The organism is Pseudonocardia broussonetiae, from assembly GCF_013155125.1.
Classification (GTDB): domain Bacteria; phylum Actinomycetota; class Actinomycetes; order Mycobacteriales; family Pseudonocardiaceae; genus Pseudonocardia; species Pseudonocardia broussonetiae.
Map to the genome: position 1 here is coordinate 7,010,906 of NZ_CP053564.1, position 15,220 is coordinate 7,026,125.

Genomic DNA, 15,220 nt, shown 5'->3' on the forward strand with positions numbered 1-15,220 from the left:
GGACCCGCGAGGGCCTCGAGGGAGGACGGACAACGATGTCTGACAACGCAGCAGCCCGGAGCACCGGACCCGGCACCGAGGTGCAGGCCCCGTACCGCGAGGCGGCCCCCAGGCCCAAGCGCACGCGCGTGCACCACCTGCGCGAGATGAAGGACCGCGGCGAGCGCTGGCCGATGCTCACCGCCTACGACGTGTACTCCGCGGAGATCTTCGACGAGGCCGGCATCCCGGTCCTGCTCGTCGGCGACTCGGCCGGCAACAACGTCTACGGCTACGACAACACGATCCCGGTCACGGTCGACGAGCTGATGCCGCTGGTCAAGGCCGTCGTCCGGGGCTCGCAGCAGGCGCTCGTCGTCGCCGACCTGCCCTTCGGCAGCTACCAGATCAGCCCCGAGCAGGCGCTCACCACCGCCTTCCGCTTCATGAAGGAGGGCGGCGCGCACGCCGTCAAGCTCGAGGGCGGGGCGCGGTTCGCCCCGCAGGTCGAGGCGCTCACGGCGTCCGGCATCCCGGTGATGGCCCACCTGGGCTTCACCCCGCAGAGCGAGCACGCGCTGGGCGGCTTCCGCATCCAGGGCCGCGGCGACGCCGGGGAGAAGCTCATCGAGGACGCCCTGGCGATGCAGGCCGCCGGCGCGTTCGGCGTCGTGCTGGAGATGGTGCCCGCCGACGTCGCCAAGCGCGTCACCGGCGAGCTCGCCATCCCGACGATCGGCATCGGCGCGGGTCCCGACTGCGACGCGCAGGTGCTCGTCTGGTCGGACATGGCGGGGATGAACCGGGGCCGCAAGCCGCGGTTCGTGCGGCAGTACGCCGACGTCGGGTCGATCCTGCTCGACGCCGCGAAGCGGTTCGGCGACGAGGTGCGCGGCGGGGAGTACCCCGACGCCGAGCACTCGTACTCCTGAGGACCTCCCGCACGGGCACGCGCCGACGCGTGCCCGTGCGGTGACCCACCCCCTAGTGGCCCGCGCGCCCGGCCATCCGGCGCAGCTGCAGGATCCGCAGTCCGCCCGGGATGGCGACGAGCAGCAGCCCGGCGATCGCGGCCAGCAGCAGTGCCACGCCCAGCGGCAGCGTGCCCGACAGGCCCAGGAACTCGATCACGACCGGCACGTTGTTCTGCAGGATGAACACCAGCAGGAAGACGCCGACGATCGCCGAGAGGATCAGCCCCGTCCACAGCCCGCCCGTGCGGGAGCGGCCGACGGGGACCGGGTCGCGCCGCGGCGCCGGGGTGGTGGGCACCGGCGCGGTGTCCGGGTCCTGCGGCACCGCGACGGTCTGACCGTCGGGACCGGCACCCGGCCCGACCGGGCGCATGCCGGGATCGGTGGCCGGATCGGCGTGCGGGTCGTTCGGCCCGACGCTCCCGTAGGCCGGCCCGCCTGATCGGGTCGCCCGGGTCGGGTCCTCGCTCATGCCGTCACCACTCCTGTCGTTGCGCGGTTGCGCCGGGAAGTATCCCGCAACCTGCCGTGTGAGGCGGAGCACGGTCGGTTAACGTCCGACCGTGGACTACGCCGCCGCCCGGGACGCCTTCTTCGCCGCTCCGCCCGACTCCCCCGCCGCCGTCCCGGGGCCCGCCGCGACCCCGGCCCGCGCCCTGCGCGACGCCCTGGAGCCGGTGGCGATGCACGCCGTCTGGTCCGAGCCGGTCAACGCGGCGCTCGCCGCGCGCGGCCACGACTTCCTCACCGGCTACGTCACCGGCCGTGCCGCCCCGCTCGGCGAGGTGCCCTCGGCCGTCGTCGCGGCGGCGTTCGCGGTGTTCGAGCCCGGGCTCGTCGACGCGATGTGGACGACGGGCCGCGCGCTCGTGCCGCTGCCGGAGCTGATCGCGCTGCGCGACGCCGCCACCGCGGCGAGCCTGCGGGCCGCCCTCGGGGACGCCGCGGCGGACGACGCGGCGCGCGTCGCGGGGGTCCTGGAGGCCGCCGTCGAGGGTGTCGACGGCACCGGCCGCCCGCTGTTCTCCGCCCTGCGCGCCCAGCCGCGCCTCGCCGACCCGTTCGGGCGCCTGTGGCGCGCCGCCGACCTGGTGCGCGAGCACCGCGGCGACGGCCACGTGGCCGCGTGCGTCGCGGCCGGGCTCGACCCGGTGCGGATGGGCGTGCTCATGGAGGTCTGGCTGGGCTACCCCGTCGGCGAGTACTCCGGCACCCGCGCGTGGCCCGAGGCGGCGGCCGCGGCCGCCGTCGCCCGGCTGGAGGCCGACGGCCTGCTCGGCGACGGCGCGATCACGCAGGCGGGACGCGCGGTCCGCGACGGCATCGAGGCCGCCACCGACGCGTCGCAGGAGGCGCTGGTGACCGCGCTGGGCGCCGACCTGGCGCCGGTCACCGCGGAGCTGGCGGCGTGGTCGCGGCGCTGCGTCGAGGTGGGGGCGTTCCCGCCGGACCCGCGCAAGCGCGCGGCGGGCTGAGCTCCTGGCGGCCGGGTTCTCAGCGGCCGGGGCGGCGCATCGGGACGTGCGGCACGCCGTCCCAGTCGTAGGCCTCGCCCGTGGGCTCGAACCCCAGCGACCGGTAGAACTCCCCCAGGTGCGCCTGGGCGTCGACGACGCACGGGCGCGAGCCGACCTCGCCGAGCACGGCCTCCATCAGCCGCCGGCCCAGGCCGTGCCCGCGGGCCGAGGGCGCGGTGCACACCCGGCCGACGCGGTGCTCCCCGTCGGGCTCCTTGAGCAGCCGCAGCGTGCCCAGCACCGGCTCGGGCCGGCCCTCGCCGCCGAGCCAGTAGTGGCGGGCGCGGTCCTCGAGGTCGCGGCCGTCGAGCTCGGGGTAGGCGCAGGACTGCTCGACGACGAACACGTCGACGCGCAGCCGCAGGATGGCGTAGAGCGTCCGCGGATCGAGGTCCGCCGCCCAGGCCCGGTGGACGGTCGCCGCGATCACGTCGTTGGTCATGCCCTCTACCTACCAGACCCGGGCCGCCGCTACCGGGTCCGGCGGGCGAGCGGGTGCGGTACCGGCCACTCGCACCCCGCGTGGCGTCGCACGCCGGACTAACCTCCGGTTGGTGCGACACCACGATCTGGCCGTCATCGGCACCGGCTCCGGCAACTCCATCGTCGACTCGCGCTTCGACCACCTCGACGTGGCGATCGTCGAGCACGGGGTGTTCGGCGGCACCTGCCTGAACGTGGGCTGCATCCCCACCAAGATGTACGTCTACCCGGCCGACGTCGCCGAGCACATCCGCCACGCGGCGCGCTACGGGATCGACGCGACCGTCGACAAGGTCCGCTGGACCGACATCCGCGACCGCGTCTTCGGCCGGATCGACCCCATCTCCGCCGGCGGGCGCGAGTACCGCGTCGACCGCTGCCCCAACATCACCGTCTACGAGGGGCACGCCCGGTTCACCGGCCCGCGCGAGATCTCCGTCGACGGCGCCGAGCCGTTCACCGCCGACCGCGTCGTCATCGCCGCGGGCGGGCGCCCGGCGATCCCGGCCGTCATCACCGACTCGGGCGTGCCCTACGAGACGTCCGACACCGTCATGCGCATCGACGCGCTGCCCGAGCACCTGGTCGTCGTGGGCGCCGGGTACATCGGCGCCGAGTTCGCGCACGTCTTCTCCGCGCTGGGCTCCCGCGTCACGATCATCGGCCGCGGGCGGCACCTGCTGCGCTCGCAGGACGAGACCGTCGCCGAGCGCTTCACCGCCGCCGTGCGCGACCGCTGGGACGTCCGGCTCGGGCAGTGGGTCACCGCGGCGCGCCACGACGCGGCCGGCGTCGAGCTCACCATGGAGGACGGGTCGACGGTGCAGGGCGACCTGCTCCTCGTCGCCACCGGCCGCACCCCCAACGGCGACCGGCTCGACCTCGCGAAGGCGGGTGTGGAGGTCCACGACGACGGCCGGATCGTCGTCGACGGGCACCAGCGCACCACGGCCGAGGGCGTGTTCGCGCTCGGCGACGTCAGCTCGCCCTACGCGCTCAAGCACGTCGCCAACCACGAGGCCAAGATCGTCGCCCACAACCTCGCCCACCCCGACGACCTGCGCACCACGAACCACCACGCGGTCCCCGCGGCGGTGTTCACCTCGCCGCAGATCGCCTCGGTCGGGCTCACCGAGGCGCAGTGCCGCGAGCGGGGGCTCGACCACGTCGTCAAGGTCCAGGCCTACGGCGACGTCGCCTACGGCTGGGCGATGGAGGACACGACCGGCTTCTGCAAGGTCATCGCCGAGCGCGGCACCGGGAGGATCCTCGGGGCGCACGTCATGGGTCCGCAGGCGAGCACGGTCGTCCAGCCGCTGGTCCAGGCCATGGCGTTCGGGACCGGCGCCCGCGAGATGGCCACCGGGCAGTACTGGATCCACCCCGCGCTGCCCGAAGTGGTCGAGAACGCACTGCTCGGGCTCGATCTGTAGGGGCCCGGGGCGCGAATGCTGGATACTGGGCCGGTTGGTGAGGCCACCCTTCCCCCGTCGACACCGAGGTGCGCATGTCCGTAGCCGAGAGCCCCGCCCGCGCGACGGGGCCCAAGCCCCTCCTCGACGGGCAGCGCGGCGTCGCGTCCACCGTCGCCGTCTACGTCTTCGTGATCGTGCCGCTGCTCGCCCTGCTGGCCGCCGTGCCGGTCGCGTGGGGCTGGGGGCTGACGTGGGTCGACGTCGCCATCGCGCTGCCGTTCTACGTCGCCAGCGGCCTCGGCATCACCGTCGGGTTCCACCGCTACTTCACCCACGGGTCGTTCAAGGCCACCCGGGCGCTGCGGGTCGCGCTGGCGGTCGCCGGCAGCCTCGCGCTGCAGGGCCCCGTCATCGACTGGGTCGCCGACCACCGCCGCCACCACGCCTTCTCCGACAAGGAGGGCGACCCGCACTCCCCGTGGCTGTTCGGCACCGGCCCCGTGGCCCTGGCCCGCGGCTTCTACCACGCCCACATGGGCTGGCTGTTCGGCCGCGACCAGACCAACGAGGAGCGCTTCACCCCCGACCTGCTCGCCGACCGCGACATCGTGCGCGTCGACAGGCTGTTCGTCCTGTGGGCCACGCTGTCGCTCGTCGTCCCGGGCCTGATCGGCGGGCTCGTCACGATGTCGTGGTGGGGCGCGCTCACCGCGTTCTTCTGGGGCGGGCTCGTGCGGGTCGCGCTCCTGCACCACGTCACCTGGTCGATCAACTCGATCTGCCACGTCATCGGCGACCAGCCCTTCGTCTCCCGCGACCACTCGCGCAACGTCTGGCCGCTCGCCGTCCTGTCCTTCGGCGAGTCCTGGCACAACCTGCACCACGCCGACCCCACCTGCGCCCGACACGGCGTGCGGCGCGGGCAGGTCGACATCTCCGCCCGCGTCATCTGGCTCTTCGAGAAGCTCGGCTGGGCCCACTCGGTCCGCTGGCCCACGGCCCGGCGGCTGGAGAAGCTGGCCCGCTAGCGGCTCGTGATCGGCGATTGCGGTGCGATCCGGCCATCTCTGGCCGCGTCGCACCGCAGGTGGTGATCATGCGGCGGTGGCGAGGGCTCCGGCGATCTCCGCGACGGTCTCCGCCGGCTCGCCGTCCAGTGCGTGCCAGGTGTAGCGGAGCAGGTCCCATCCGGCCCGGGTGATCGCGTTGCCCTTGCGACGGTCGTTGCGGAACCGCTCCGCGTCGACGTGCCACGCCCACCCGTCGACCTCGATCGCCAACTTCTCCGCCGGGAACGCCAGGTCGATCCGCCACGCCCCGAACGGGTGCCCGAGCACCCAGCCCGTGATCCCCGCGTCCCGCAGCAGCGTCACGAGGAGGCGCTCGGCCGCGGAGTCGGCCCGGTCGGCCGAGGCCGTGATCAGCTGGGCGGCGCGCGACGCACCGTGTCGGCCGACGTTGCGGCAGTACGCGCGGTACAGCGCCGGGAACCGGACGTGCCGCTGCAGCGCCCGGTCCAGGAAGACCGACCCGTCCGGCACCCCGAGCGCCGTCTCCAGCGCCGTGAGCGGCTCGGCCGTCACGTCGAGGTGGCGGTCGGTGACGAGGTCGGCGGGCGACAGGTCACGGCGCACGACCGACATGCCCGGACCGGGCCGCAGGTGCCGGCCGCGGGGCACGGTCAGCTCGACGACGGCGGGCGCCCGGTCGAGCATCCGGTACCAGTAGGCCGCCGCGGGACCGCTGACCACCGCCGGGGCCCCGCCCGCCCACAGCCACGCGGCCCGGATCCGGACCTCGTCGGTGTAGCGGTGACCGCCCACCAGGTAGACGCCCGGGTGCAGCAGCTCCCAGGCCCGCGCGCGGACGCGGCGGTGCACCGTGCTCGCCGACACCCCGGCCGCCACGGCCTGCGCGAGCGTGACGACTCCCGCCTGCCGCTCGAGCAGGGGCGCCAGCAGGGACTCCGGAGACATCGGCGGAGCATGACGTCCGCAGCCGCCGTGCGCGGCCGAACCGGGGAACCGGTCCCCATGATCGTCAGCAGTGGCGCTGGGGTGTCACCGGCGACACCGTCGAACCACTCGCGGCGATCACCGCACTCAGGACGCCGGGCGCTCGTCCACCGGCTCCACCGCGGGCGGGCCGGGCGGGCCGGACGGGGCGGACGCGATCGCCGCCGGGTCGTAGGGCTGCGCCGGCGGCAGCTCGCCCCGGATCCCGGCCACCAGCCCCGTGACGTCGGACATGATCGCCGCGGTGACGCCGTCGAGCGCGGTGCGGGTGCGGGGGCCGCCCAGCCAGCGGGAGAGGTCGACGGGCGGGCCCGCGACCACGCTGACCCGCCGCCGCGGGAAGAACAGCCGCGGCCGGTTCGACCCGGGCGGCAGGACGTCCTGCGTGCCCCAGTTGGCGACCGGGATCACCGGCGCACCGGTGACGAGCGCGATGCGGCCGATGCCGTTCTTGGACCTCATCGGCCAGCCCTCGGGATCGGAGGTGAAGGTGCCCTCCGGGTAGAACGCCACGATCTCGCCGCGCTGCACGGCGGCGATGGCCTCGCGGTAGGCGTCGCCCGCGCGGGCCGAGGAGCGGTAGACCGGGATGTGGCCGCCCTTGCCGAGCACCGACCGGACCACCGGGACGCCCCACAGCTCGGACTTCGCGAGGAACCGCGGCATCCGCCCGTGCGAGATCGTGAACGCGACGTTGAAGATCGGGTCGGCGAACGAGACGTGGTTGATCGCGAGCAGGGCGCCGCCCGTGCGGGGGATGTGCTCGCCGCCGCTCCAGCCGATGCGGGTGCCGAACATCGTGAACGGCCACAGCGCCCAGATGGCGAACCCGTACGAGAAACCGGAGGTGTCCCACCGCCGCGTGACGGTGAGGCGCAGCTTCTGCCAGGTCGTGAGCGGCCTCATCGGTCCATTGTGTCGCACGGGGTGGGTGTGACGTGCGTCCCAGCCCCCAACCGGGGCGCGGCCGGCGACGGATGTCCGGAGACACCGTCCGCGCCCCGCCCCCGTCCGTGAGGTCTCCGTGCCCGATGAGTCCGGTCTGCCCCGGTTGGAGCCCGTCGGCCGGGAGCAGGACCGCCCGACCGCCCTGGTGCTCGTCCTGCACGGCGGCCGCGCGCACAGCCGCGAGAGCGGCGAGCGCAAGCGGCTGACCTACCGGCGGATGGTGCCGTTCGCCCGCGCGCTGAGCCGACGCGGACCGGGCACCTACCTGCTGCGCTACCGCTACCGCGGCTGGAACGCCCCGGCCCGCGACGCCCTGCGCGACGCCCAGTGGGCGATCTCCGAGCTGGCCGAGCGGTTCCCCGGCGTCCCGGTCGTGCTGGTCGGGCACTCGATGGGCGGGCGCGCCGCGCTCGGAGCCGCGTCGGGGTCGAACGTCGTCGCCGTCTGCGCGCTCGCGCCCTGGCTCGACGGCGCCGACCCCGTCCACCAGCTCGACGGCCGGACCGTCCTCATCGCCCACGGCGACCGCGAGCGCTGGACCGATCCCGGCGAGTCCTTCCGCTACGCCGTGCGCGCCAAGGAGCGCGGCGTGCGGATCTGCCGGTTCGACGTGCCCGGCGCCGGCCACTTCATGATCGCGCGGTCGCAGGTCTGGCACGACCTCGTCACCCGATTCGTGCTCGGCGTCCTCCACATCGAACCCGAGGACCCCGCTATTGCGAAGGCTCTGCGCCAACCCCCGCCCAGCGGCCTCCGGGCCGTACTCGATGGAGCACACACATGAGCCAGCTGCCCGCGACCGACCGGCCCACCGCCGCCGTCGTCGGGTCCGGGGTCGCCGGGCTCACGGCCGCCCACCTCCTGCAGCGGCGCTACGACGTCACGCTGTTCGAGGCCGACGGCCGCCTGGGCGGCCACGCCCACACCCACGAACTGTCCACCCCGGACGGTGGTACGACCAACGTCGACTCCGGCTTCATCGTCCACAACGAGCGGACCTACCCGAACCTGCTGCGGCTGTTCGCCGAGCTCGGGGTGGCCACGCAGGAGTCGGACATGTCGATGTCGGTCCGCTGCGAGGGCTGCGGGCTGGAGTACGCGGGGGCGCGCAAGCTCGGCGGGCTGTTCCCGCAGCTGTCGAACGCGGCCCGGCCGCAGTACCTGCGGATGCTCGGCGAGGTCGTCCGGTTCCACCGGCACGCCCGCCGGGTGCTCGACGACGAGCGCGCCGGCGACGTCACGCTCGGCGCGTTCCTGGCCATCGGCGGCTACTCCCGCTACTTCGTGGAGCACTTCATGCTGCCCGTGGTGAGCGCGGTGTGGTCGGCGGGCGAGTCCGTGTCGATGTCCTACCCGGCGCGGTACCTGTTCACGTTCCTGCACCACCACGGGCTGCTCGCCGTCGGCGGCTCGCCGCAGTGGCGCACCGTCACCGGCGGCTCGCGCGCGTACGTGGAGAAGGTCGTCAAGGGGCTCTCGGCGGTGCACGTGTCCAACCCCGTGACGTCGGTGCGCCGCGACGGCGACGGCGTGCGGATCGAGGCCGACGGCCCGCACCGCGTCGACAAGGTCGTCATCGCCACGCACCCCGACCAGGCGCTCGCGCTGCTCGACCGCCCCACCGACGACGAGCGCGCCGTCCTCGGTGCCTTCGCCTACTCCGCCAACACGACCCAACTCCACCGCGACACGTCGGTGCTGCCGCGCAACGCCGGGGCGCGGGCGTCGTGGAACTACCTCAAGTCCGCCTGCTCCAGCCAGGACGCGCCGGTCCTCGTGTCCTACGACATGAACCGGCTGCAGCGCCTGGCCGAGCCCGAGGACTACGTCGTCACGCTCAACGGCACCGACCGCGTCGACCAGGACTCGGTGATCGCGACGATGCACTACGAGCACCCGATCTACACGCCGGAGTCGGTGGCCGCGCAGCGCCGCCTGCCGCTGCTCAACGACGGCACGGTCGCCTTCGCGGGCGCCTACCACGGCTGGGGCTTCCACGAGGACGGGTGCGCCGCCGGGGTGCGGGCCGCCGCGAGCCTCGGGGCGGGCTGGTGACCGAGGTCGTGAGTGGAAAAGAGGCCCAGGGGCCTCTTTTCCACTCACGGGTGCCGCAGGCGCCCGCCCTCTACGACGCCGAGGTCCGGCACGTCCGGCGCCAGGCGATGGACCGGCGCTTCACCCACTCCGTCTACCTCTGGCTCGTCGACCTCGACGCGCTGCCGCAGATGCCGGTGTGGCTGCGCCCGTTCGCCCGGTTCGAGGCGCGCGACCACCTCGGCGACCCCGACCGCTCGATCCGCCGGAACCTCGACGCCTACCTCGCGACCCGGGGCGTCGACCTGGCGGGCGGGCAGGTCCTCATGCTCGCCCACGCCCGGGTGCTCGGGTACGTGTTCAACCCGATCACGGTGTACTGGTGCCACCGGCCCGACGGCGCGCTCGAGTGCGTCGTCGCCGAGGTCCACAACACCTACGGCGAGCGCCACTGCTACCTGCTCCGCACCGACGACGTCGGCCGTGCCGAGACGCCCAAGGACTTCTACGTCTCGCCGTTCCTCACCGTCGAGGGCGACTACCGGATGGTGCTGCCGCTGCCCGGCGAGCGCCTGACGGTGTCGGTCACCCTGCGCCAGGACGGCGCGACCGCGCTGACGGCCACCGTCACCGGGTCGCGGCGCCCGGCCACCCCCGCCGCGCTGGCCCGGATGCTCGTGCGGCGCCCGCTCGTGACCCATCGCACCTCGGCTCTCATCCGTCGCCACGGCATCGCGCTGTGGCTGCGGCGCCTGCCCGTGATCCGTCGGCCGAAGCACGCACCACAGGAAGGCGTCCAGTGACGACCGAACCCATCAGCCCGACCCCGGTCCGGCGCTCCAACAACCACCTCGTGCCCCGGCCCAACGAGGGCGTGTGGCCGGGCCTGGCCACGCCGCCGCGGGCTCCGGGCAAGGCGCGCATCGCCGAGGTGCTGTTCCGGCAGGCGGTCAGGCCGCTGCCGGTGCGGGTGGTGTTCCCCGGTGGCGAGCGCATCGGCGCGGGCGGCCCCGACTCCCCCGTCATGCGGATCGTGCGCCCCGAGGCCTTCTTCCACCGCCTCGGCGCGGGGTCGAAGATCGGGTTCGGCGAGTCGTACATGGTCGGCGACTGGACCACCACCGAGCTCGCCGACCTCCTCGCCCCGTTCGCGGCGAAGATGGCGACGCTGATCCCGCCGGTGCTGCAGCGGATCGGCCGGCGCTTCGCCGAGGCCCGCCAGCCCAGCGAGGAGGTGAACACGGTCGAGGGGTCGCGGGAGAACATCCACCGCCACTACGACCTGTCCAACGACCTGTTCGCCACGTTCCTCGACGAGACGATGTCCTACTCCGCCGGCTGGTTCGCCGACGGCAGCGACGACCTCGTGCTCGCCCAGGAGCGCAAGATCGACGGCATCCTGGACATGGCGGGCGTCGGCCCGGACAGCCACGTCCTGGAGATCGGCACCGGCTGGGGCGGCCTCGCCACCCGGGCCGCGCAGCGCGGCGCCCGCGTCACCACCCTGACGATCTCCGCCGAGCAGGCGAAGCTCGCCGAGCAGCGCCTCGACGCCGCCGGGGTCGCCGACCGCGTGCAGGTCCTGCTGCGCGACTACCGCGAGGCCCAGGGCAGCTACGACGCCGTGGTCAGCGTCGAGATGATCGAGGCCGTGGGCGTCGCCTACTGGCCGACGTACTTCGCCGCGCTCGACCGCCTGCTCAAGCCTGGCGGCAAGGTCGGACTCCAGTCGATCACCATGCCGCACGACCGGATGCTGGTGTCGCAGAACGACTACACCTGGATCTCCAAGTACGTCTTCCCGGGCGGGGTGATCCCGTCGGTCGAGGCCATCGAGCAGAACCTGCGCGACCACACCGGCCTGCGCATCGCCGAGCGCCGCAGCCTGGGCCCGGACTACGCCCGCACGCTCGCGCACTGGCGCCGCACGTTCCTGGAGCGCTGGGAGACCGTCGCCGGCCTCGGCTTCGACGAGACCTTCCGCCGCATGTGGGAGTTCTACCTCGCCTACTGCGAGGCCGGGTTCCGCGTCGGCTACCTCGACGTGTACCAGCTCTCGCTCCAGCACCACCGCTCCTACTGATCCCCCTCAGGCCGAATCCGGAGACACCACCGTGCCCACTCCCGTCGCCCCGCAGCTCGCCGGGCTCGTCGAGCGCCTCATCGGCGCGCCGCTGCCCATCCGCCTGCGCGCGTGGGACGGCTCCGAGGCCGGCGCGCCCGACGGTCCCGTCGCGATCATCCGCCACCGCCGCGCACTGCGGCGGCTGCTGTGGAACCCGGGCGAACTCGGCCTCGCCCGGGCGTTCGTGGCGGGTGAGCTCGACGTCGAGGGCGACGTCGCCGACGGCCTGTCGCGGTTCTGGAAGCTGGCGCGCAGCCAGGACCTCGGTGCGCTGACGCTCAGCACAGCCGACAAGCTCGACGCCGCGAAGCTGGCCGGGAAGCTCGGCATCCTCGGCCTGCGCCCGAAGCCCCCCGCGTCGGAGGCCCGGCTCGACGGCCGCCTGCACACCCGCCGCCGCGACCGCGCCGCCATCGCCCACCACTACGACCTCTCCAACGACTTCTACGAGTTCCTCCTCGACCCGCAGATGGCCTACTCCTGCGGCTACTGGACGCAGGAGACGAGCGCGTCCTACGGCCTGCGCGAGGCCCAGACCGACAAGCTGGACCTCATCTGCCGCAAGCTCGGGCTGCGGCCGGGCATGCGTCTGCTCGACGTCGGCTGCGGCTGGGCGTCGCTGCTCATCCACGCGGCGCAGCACTACGGCGTCACGGCCGTCGGGGTCACCCTCTCTGCGCAGCAGCGGGCGTTCGGGATGGCGCGCGTCGAGGCCCTCGGGCTGTCGGAGAAGATCGAGATCCGGCTGCAGGACTACCGGGAGATCACGGACCAGCCCTTCGACGCCATCTCCAGCATCGAGATGGGCGAGCACGTCGGCCAGGACAACTACCCGGTCTACGCCGCGCAGCTGCACAAGCTGCTGCTCCCCCACGGGCGCCTGCTGCTGCAGCAGATGTCGCGCGGCGCGGCGGGCGCCAACACCGCGCCGGGCGGGGGCGCGTTCATGGAGTCCTACGTCGCCCCCGACATGCACATGCGCCCGCTGGGCGAGACGCTGAACTTCCTGGAGGCCGCGGGCCTCGAGGTCGTCGACGTCCACTCCCTGCGCGAGCACTACGTCTGGACCGTCCGGCCGTGGCTGGACACGCTGCAGGACAACAAGGCCGAGGCGATCCGGCTCGTCGGCGAGGAGCAGTGGCGGGTCTGGCTGCTCTACCTCGCGGGCGCCGCGCTGGCGTTCGAGGAGAACCGGATGGGCGTGCACCAGATGCTCATGGTCCGCCCCGACGCCGACGGCCGCTCCGGGCTGCCCCGCGGGCGCACGTCGACGCTGGGCCGCGACCCGGAGCTCGACCGGGGCGCCGCCCGCAGCACCGGCGGCAGCGACACGGGCGGCAGCGCCGATCACGTCTCGGTGACGAACGGCAGCACCACCAACGGATCGACGCGCGACCTGCCGGCCCGCCCGACACGATGACCGACATGACTCCGTACCCCTGGGGCGCGGCGCTGACCAACCTGTGGGTCACCGCCGTCGTCGTGCTCGTGCTGTTCGCCGGCGCGCTGTTCGTGGCGCTGGTCGTGCGCGGCAACCGCCACGACGGCATCGACGTCGTGTGGGGTGCGGGGTTCGCGGTCGTCGCCCTGACCTCGTTCGTCCTCGCCCTCGGCGACGGCGACCTGTGGCGCCAGCTGCTGATCACGGCGCTGACCTGCGTCTGGGGCTTCCGGCTCGCCTGGCACATCGAGCGGCGCAACCGCGGCACCGACGAGGACCCGCGCTACGTCGAGATCATGTCCAAGGCGCAGGGCGACCCCGTCGTGCACATCGTCCGGAAGGTCTACGTCCCGCAGGCCGTGATCATGTGGGTCGTGTCGCTGCCGGTGCAGCTGGGCCAGTACGGCTACGCCTCCGGCGCGCTCGCGGTCACGGTGACCGTCCTCGGCGTGCTGTCGTGGGCGGTCGGCTTCTTCTTCGAGACCGTCGGCGACGCCCAGCTCGCCGCGTTCAAGGCCGACCCGGCGAACAGGGGCCAGGTCATGGACCGCGGCCTGTGGCGCTACACCCGCCACCCCAACTACTTCGGCGACGCGGCGGTGTGGTGGGGCCTCACCCTGCTCGCCCTGCACCACCCGGCCGGCCTCATCGGGCTGGTCAGCGCCGCGCTGATGACCTGGCTGCTGGCCAGGGGCACCGGCGCGAAGCTGCTGGAGTCGACGATCGGCAACCGCCGACCCGGCTACGTCGAGTACGTGAAGCGCACCAGCGGGTTCTTCCCGCTCCCCCCGCGACAGACCTCCGAGAAGGGATCCCCATGAACGTCGGCGACCAGGTCAGCGACTTCGAGCTCAAGGACGAGACGGGCGCCCCGCGCCGGCTGTCCGCGCTGCTCCGGAACGGCCCCGTGGTGCTGTTCTTCTACCCCATCGCCTCCAGCGGCGGCTGCACCCAGGAGGCCTGCCACTTCCGGGACCTCGCCGCGGAGTTCGCGGCGCTGGGCGCGCAGCCCGTCGGGATCAGCGGCGACGGCGTGACGGCGCAGAGCACCTTCGCGACCGCGCACTCGCTGGGCTACCCGCTGCTGTCGGACGCGGGCAAGAAGGTGGCCAAGGAGCTCGGCGCGAAGCGCTCCTGGCTGCCCGGCGGCCTGGCGACCAAGCGGAAGACCTTCGTCATCGGCCAGGACCGGCGGATCATCGAGGTCATCGCGAGCGAGACCAAGTTCGACATGCACGCCGACGACGCGCTCGCGGCGCTCAAGCGCCACAAGGCCGCCGCGTGAGCTCGGACCACGCCGTGATCGACGGCCGGACGGTCACCGCCTTCGTGGTGGTGGCCGCTCCGGCGGCGGAGGTGTTCGCCCTGCTCGCGAACCCGCACCGCCACCACGAGTTCGACGGCTCGGGCACCGTCCGCGCGGCCGTGTCCGGGCCGCAGCGGCTCGCGCTGGACGACCGGTTCGGCATGGACATGAAGATCGGGCTGCCGTACCGGGTGACCAACCGCGTGGTCGAGTTCGAGCAGGACCGGCTCATCGGCTGGTGCCACCCGGCGAAGGCGATCTGGCGCTACGAGCTGGAGCCCGTCGACGGCGGCACCCGCGTCACCGAGACCTTCGACTTCTCGGGGTCACCGGTCGCCGCGGGCATCGCGCTGTTCGGGATGCACAAGGGCAACGCCAAGTCGATCCGCGACACGCTGCGCCGCCTGCAGGCGATCTTCGGGACGCCTGCTCAAGCCTGAGTCGCTCGGCCGGGCGCCTCCTCCGAACCCGAGCACGCCCGCCGCCTACCCGTGAGTGGCGACCGTTGCCGGAGCCACGGTTGCCGCTCACGAGTGGTACGGAGCCCCGGACAGGATCTCCGGGCCCGGCGCTCGCTCCGACCCCGTCGCCGGTCGAATCGGGCGGCGCAGGTGCCGGGGCGGCGGCGCAGGTGCCGGGGCGGCGGGCCGGTGCGGTCGCCGGGGCGGCGGGCCGGTGCAGTCGCCGGGGCGGCGGGCCGGTGCGGGGCGGCGGGGCGGCGGGCCGGGTGCGGGCGGCGGACCGGTGCGGCGGGGGGCCAGTGCGAGCGCCTGGTGCCGTCCGGCCGGTGATCGTCGGGAGTGCGACGTCACGGCCCTCCCGACGACACTGCCGGCGCACTTCCGGTGATCACCGGCCGTCGGACGTCAGGAGTGTGCCCTCACGGCCCCCACCGCGACCCTGGTGGCGCACTCCCGGCGATCACCGGCCCGCCGCGCCCGGCCCTTCGACGTCGAGGCGCCGGCGAGGGCGGCGCGACGGCA

The 15,220-nt window shown here is 73.8% G+C and carries 16 protein-coding genes; 12 read left to right on the forward strand and 4 right to left on the reverse strand.

The window, feature by feature from the left end:
• The first annotated feature begins 35 nt into the window (after positions 1–35).
• Entirely contained in the window at positions 36–911 is an 876-nt protein-coding gene (gene panB / locus HOP40_RS33840; RefSeq protein WP_172167289.1) for a 3-methyl-2-oxobutanoate hydroxymethyltransferase, read from the forward strand.
• Between the two features lie 52 nt (positions 912–963).
• On the opposite strand, the gene HOP40_RS33845 is transcribed toward panB, so the two are convergent.
• Positions 964–1,425, reverse strand: a complete 462-nt coding sequence (locus HOP40_RS33845) for a lipopolysaccharide assembly protein LapA domain-containing protein (protein ID WP_172167291.1) — start codon at positions 1,423–1,425, stop codon at positions 964–966.
• A gap of 91 nt (positions 1,426–1,516) precedes the next feature.
• Between HOP40_RS33845 and HOP40_RS33850 the strand changes: the two genes are divergently transcribed.
• Positions 1,517–2,428, forward strand: a complete 912-nt coding sequence (locus tag HOP40_RS33850; RefSeq protein WP_172167294.1) for an SCO6745 family protein — start codon at positions 1,517–1,519, stop codon at positions 2,426–2,428.
• 19 nt (positions 2,429–2,447) lie between these two features.
• Here HOP40_RS33850 and HOP40_RS33855 read toward each other — a convergent pair whose 3' ends face one another.
• Positions 2,448–2,912 (reverse strand): GNAT family N-acetyltransferase, encoded by a 465-nt coding sequence (locus HOP40_RS33855; RefSeq protein ID WP_172167296.1) that lies wholly within the window; start codon positions 2,910–2,912, stop codon positions 2,448–2,450.
• A gap of 112 nt (positions 2,913–3,024) precedes the next feature.
• On the opposite strand from HOP40_RS33855, the gene HOP40_RS33860 reads away from it, so the two are divergent.
• Positions 3,025–4,386 (forward strand): mycothione reductase, encoded by a 1,362-nt coding sequence (locus tag HOP40_RS33860; protein ID WP_172167299.1) that lies wholly within the window; start codon positions 3,025–3,027, stop codon positions 4,384–4,386.
• Between the two features lie 74 nt (positions 4,387–4,460).
• Positions 4,461–5,396, forward strand: a complete 936-nt coding sequence (locus tag HOP40_RS33865; protein ID WP_172167301.1) for an acyl-CoA desaturase — start codon at positions 4,461–4,463, stop codon at positions 5,394–5,396.
• A 66-nt stretch (positions 5,397–5,462) separates the two neighbouring features.
• Here HOP40_RS33865 and HOP40_RS33870 read toward each other — a convergent pair whose 3' ends face one another.
• Complete coding sequence (locus HOP40_RS33870) at positions 5,463–6,344, reverse strand: type IV toxin-antitoxin system AbiEi family antitoxin domain-containing protein (protein ID WP_172167304.1); 882 nt, start codon at positions 6,342–6,344, stop codon at positions 5,463–5,465.
• Between the two features lie 126 nt (positions 6,345–6,470).
• Positions 6,471–7,289, reverse strand: a complete 819-nt coding sequence (locus HOP40_RS33875; RefSeq protein WP_172167306.1) for a lysophospholipid acyltransferase family protein — start codon at positions 7,287–7,289, stop codon at positions 6,471–6,473.
• Positions 7,290–7,407: 118 nt separating this feature from the next.
• Between HOP40_RS33875 and HOP40_RS33880 the strand changes: the two genes are divergently transcribed.
• The 8 genes from HOP40_RS33880 to HOP40_RS33915 are packed head-to-tail and all read left to right on the forward strand — an operon-like array spanning position 7,408 to position 14,677.
• Positions 7,408–8,115, forward strand: a complete 708-nt coding sequence (locus HOP40_RS33880; RefSeq protein ID WP_172167308.1) for an alpha/beta hydrolase — start codon at positions 7,408–7,410, stop codon at positions 8,113–8,115.
• Positions 8,112–9,386 (forward strand): NAD(P)/FAD-dependent oxidoreductase, encoded by a 1,275-nt coding sequence (locus tag HOP40_RS33885; protein WP_172167310.1) that lies wholly within the window; start codon positions 8,112–8,114, stop codon positions 9,384–9,386. Before HOP40_RS33880 ends, HOP40_RS33885 begins: the two co-directional genes overlap by 4 nt.
• A gap of 50 nt (positions 9,387–9,436) precedes the next feature.
• The gene (locus HOP40_RS33890) at positions 9,437–10,168 is read left to right on the forward strand and encodes a DUF1365 domain-containing protein (RefSeq protein WP_275691326.1); all 732 of its coding nucleotides are present in this window, start codon (positions 9,437–9,439) and stop codon (positions 10,166–10,168) included.
• Positions 10,165–11,448, forward strand: a complete 1,284-nt coding sequence (locus HOP40_RS33895; protein ID WP_172167312.1) for an SAM-dependent methyltransferase — start codon at positions 10,165–10,167, stop codon at positions 11,446–11,448. Before HOP40_RS33890 ends, HOP40_RS33895 begins: the two co-directional genes overlap by 4 nt.
• Before the next feature lie 31 nt (positions 11,449–11,479).
• Positions 11,480–12,910: an SAM-dependent methyltransferase gene (locus tag HOP40_RS33900; RefSeq protein ID WP_172167314.1), complete on the forward strand. Its 1,431-nt coding sequence runs from the start codon at positions 11,480–11,482 to the stop codon at positions 12,908–12,910.
• A 5-nt stretch (positions 12,911–12,915) separates the two neighbouring features.
• A complete protein-coding gene (locus HOP40_RS33905) occupies positions 12,916–13,752 on the forward strand; it encodes a DUF1295 domain-containing protein (protein ID WP_172167315.1) in 837 nt (278 codons plus the stop codon).
• Positions 13,749–14,216, forward strand: coding sequence for a peroxiredoxin (locus tag HOP40_RS33910; RefSeq protein ID WP_172167316.1), 468 nt, complete (start codon positions 13,749–13,751; stop codon positions 14,214–14,216). Before HOP40_RS33905 ends, HOP40_RS33910 begins: the two co-directional genes overlap by 4 nt.
• Positions 14,213–14,677, forward strand: a complete 465-nt coding sequence (locus tag HOP40_RS33915) for an SRPBCC family protein (protein ID WP_240157419.1) — start codon at positions 14,213–14,215, stop codon at positions 14,675–14,677. Before HOP40_RS33910 ends, HOP40_RS33915 begins: the two co-directional genes overlap by 4 nt.
• Positions 14,678–15,220: the final 543 nt, after the last annotated feature.

Bases quoted from the DNA above. Each gene is read 5' to 3' on its own strand.
- HOP40_RS33870 (WP_172167304.1), bottom strand. From the start codon at position 6,344: ATGTCTCCGGAGTCCCTGCTGGCGCCCCTGCTCGAGCGGCAGGCGGGA.
- HOP40_RS33865 (WP_172167301.1), top strand. From the start codon at position 4,461: ATGTCCGTAGCCGAGAGCCCCGCCCGCGCGACGGGGCCCAAGCCCCTC.
- HOP40_RS33910 (WP_172167316.1), top strand. From the start codon at position 13,749: ATGAACGTCGGCGACCAGGTCAGCGACTTCGAGCTCAAGGACGAGACG.
- HOP40_RS33875 (WP_172167306.1), bottom strand. From the start codon at position 7,289: ATGAGGCCGCTCACGACCTGGCAGAAGCTGCGCCTCACCGTCACGCGG.
- panB (WP_172167289.1), top strand. From the start codon at position 36: ATGTCTGACAACGCAGCAGCCCGGAGCACCGGACCCGGCACCGAGGTG.
- HOP40_RS33905 (WP_172167315.1), top strand. From the start codon at position 12,916: ATGACTCCGTACCCCTGGGGCGCGGCGCTGACCAACCTGTGGGTCACC.
- HOP40_RS33855 (WP_172167296.1), bottom strand. From the start codon at position 2,912: ATGACCAACGACGTGATCGCGGCGACCGTCCACCGGGCCTGGGCGGCG.
- HOP40_RS33845 (WP_172167291.1), bottom strand. From the start codon at position 1,425: ATGAGCGAGGACCCGACCCGGGCGACCCGATCAGGCGGGCCGGCCTAC.
- HOP40_RS33885 (WP_172167310.1), top strand. From the start codon at position 8,112: ATGAGCCAGCTGCCCGCGACCGACCGGCCCACCGCCGCCGTCGTCGGG.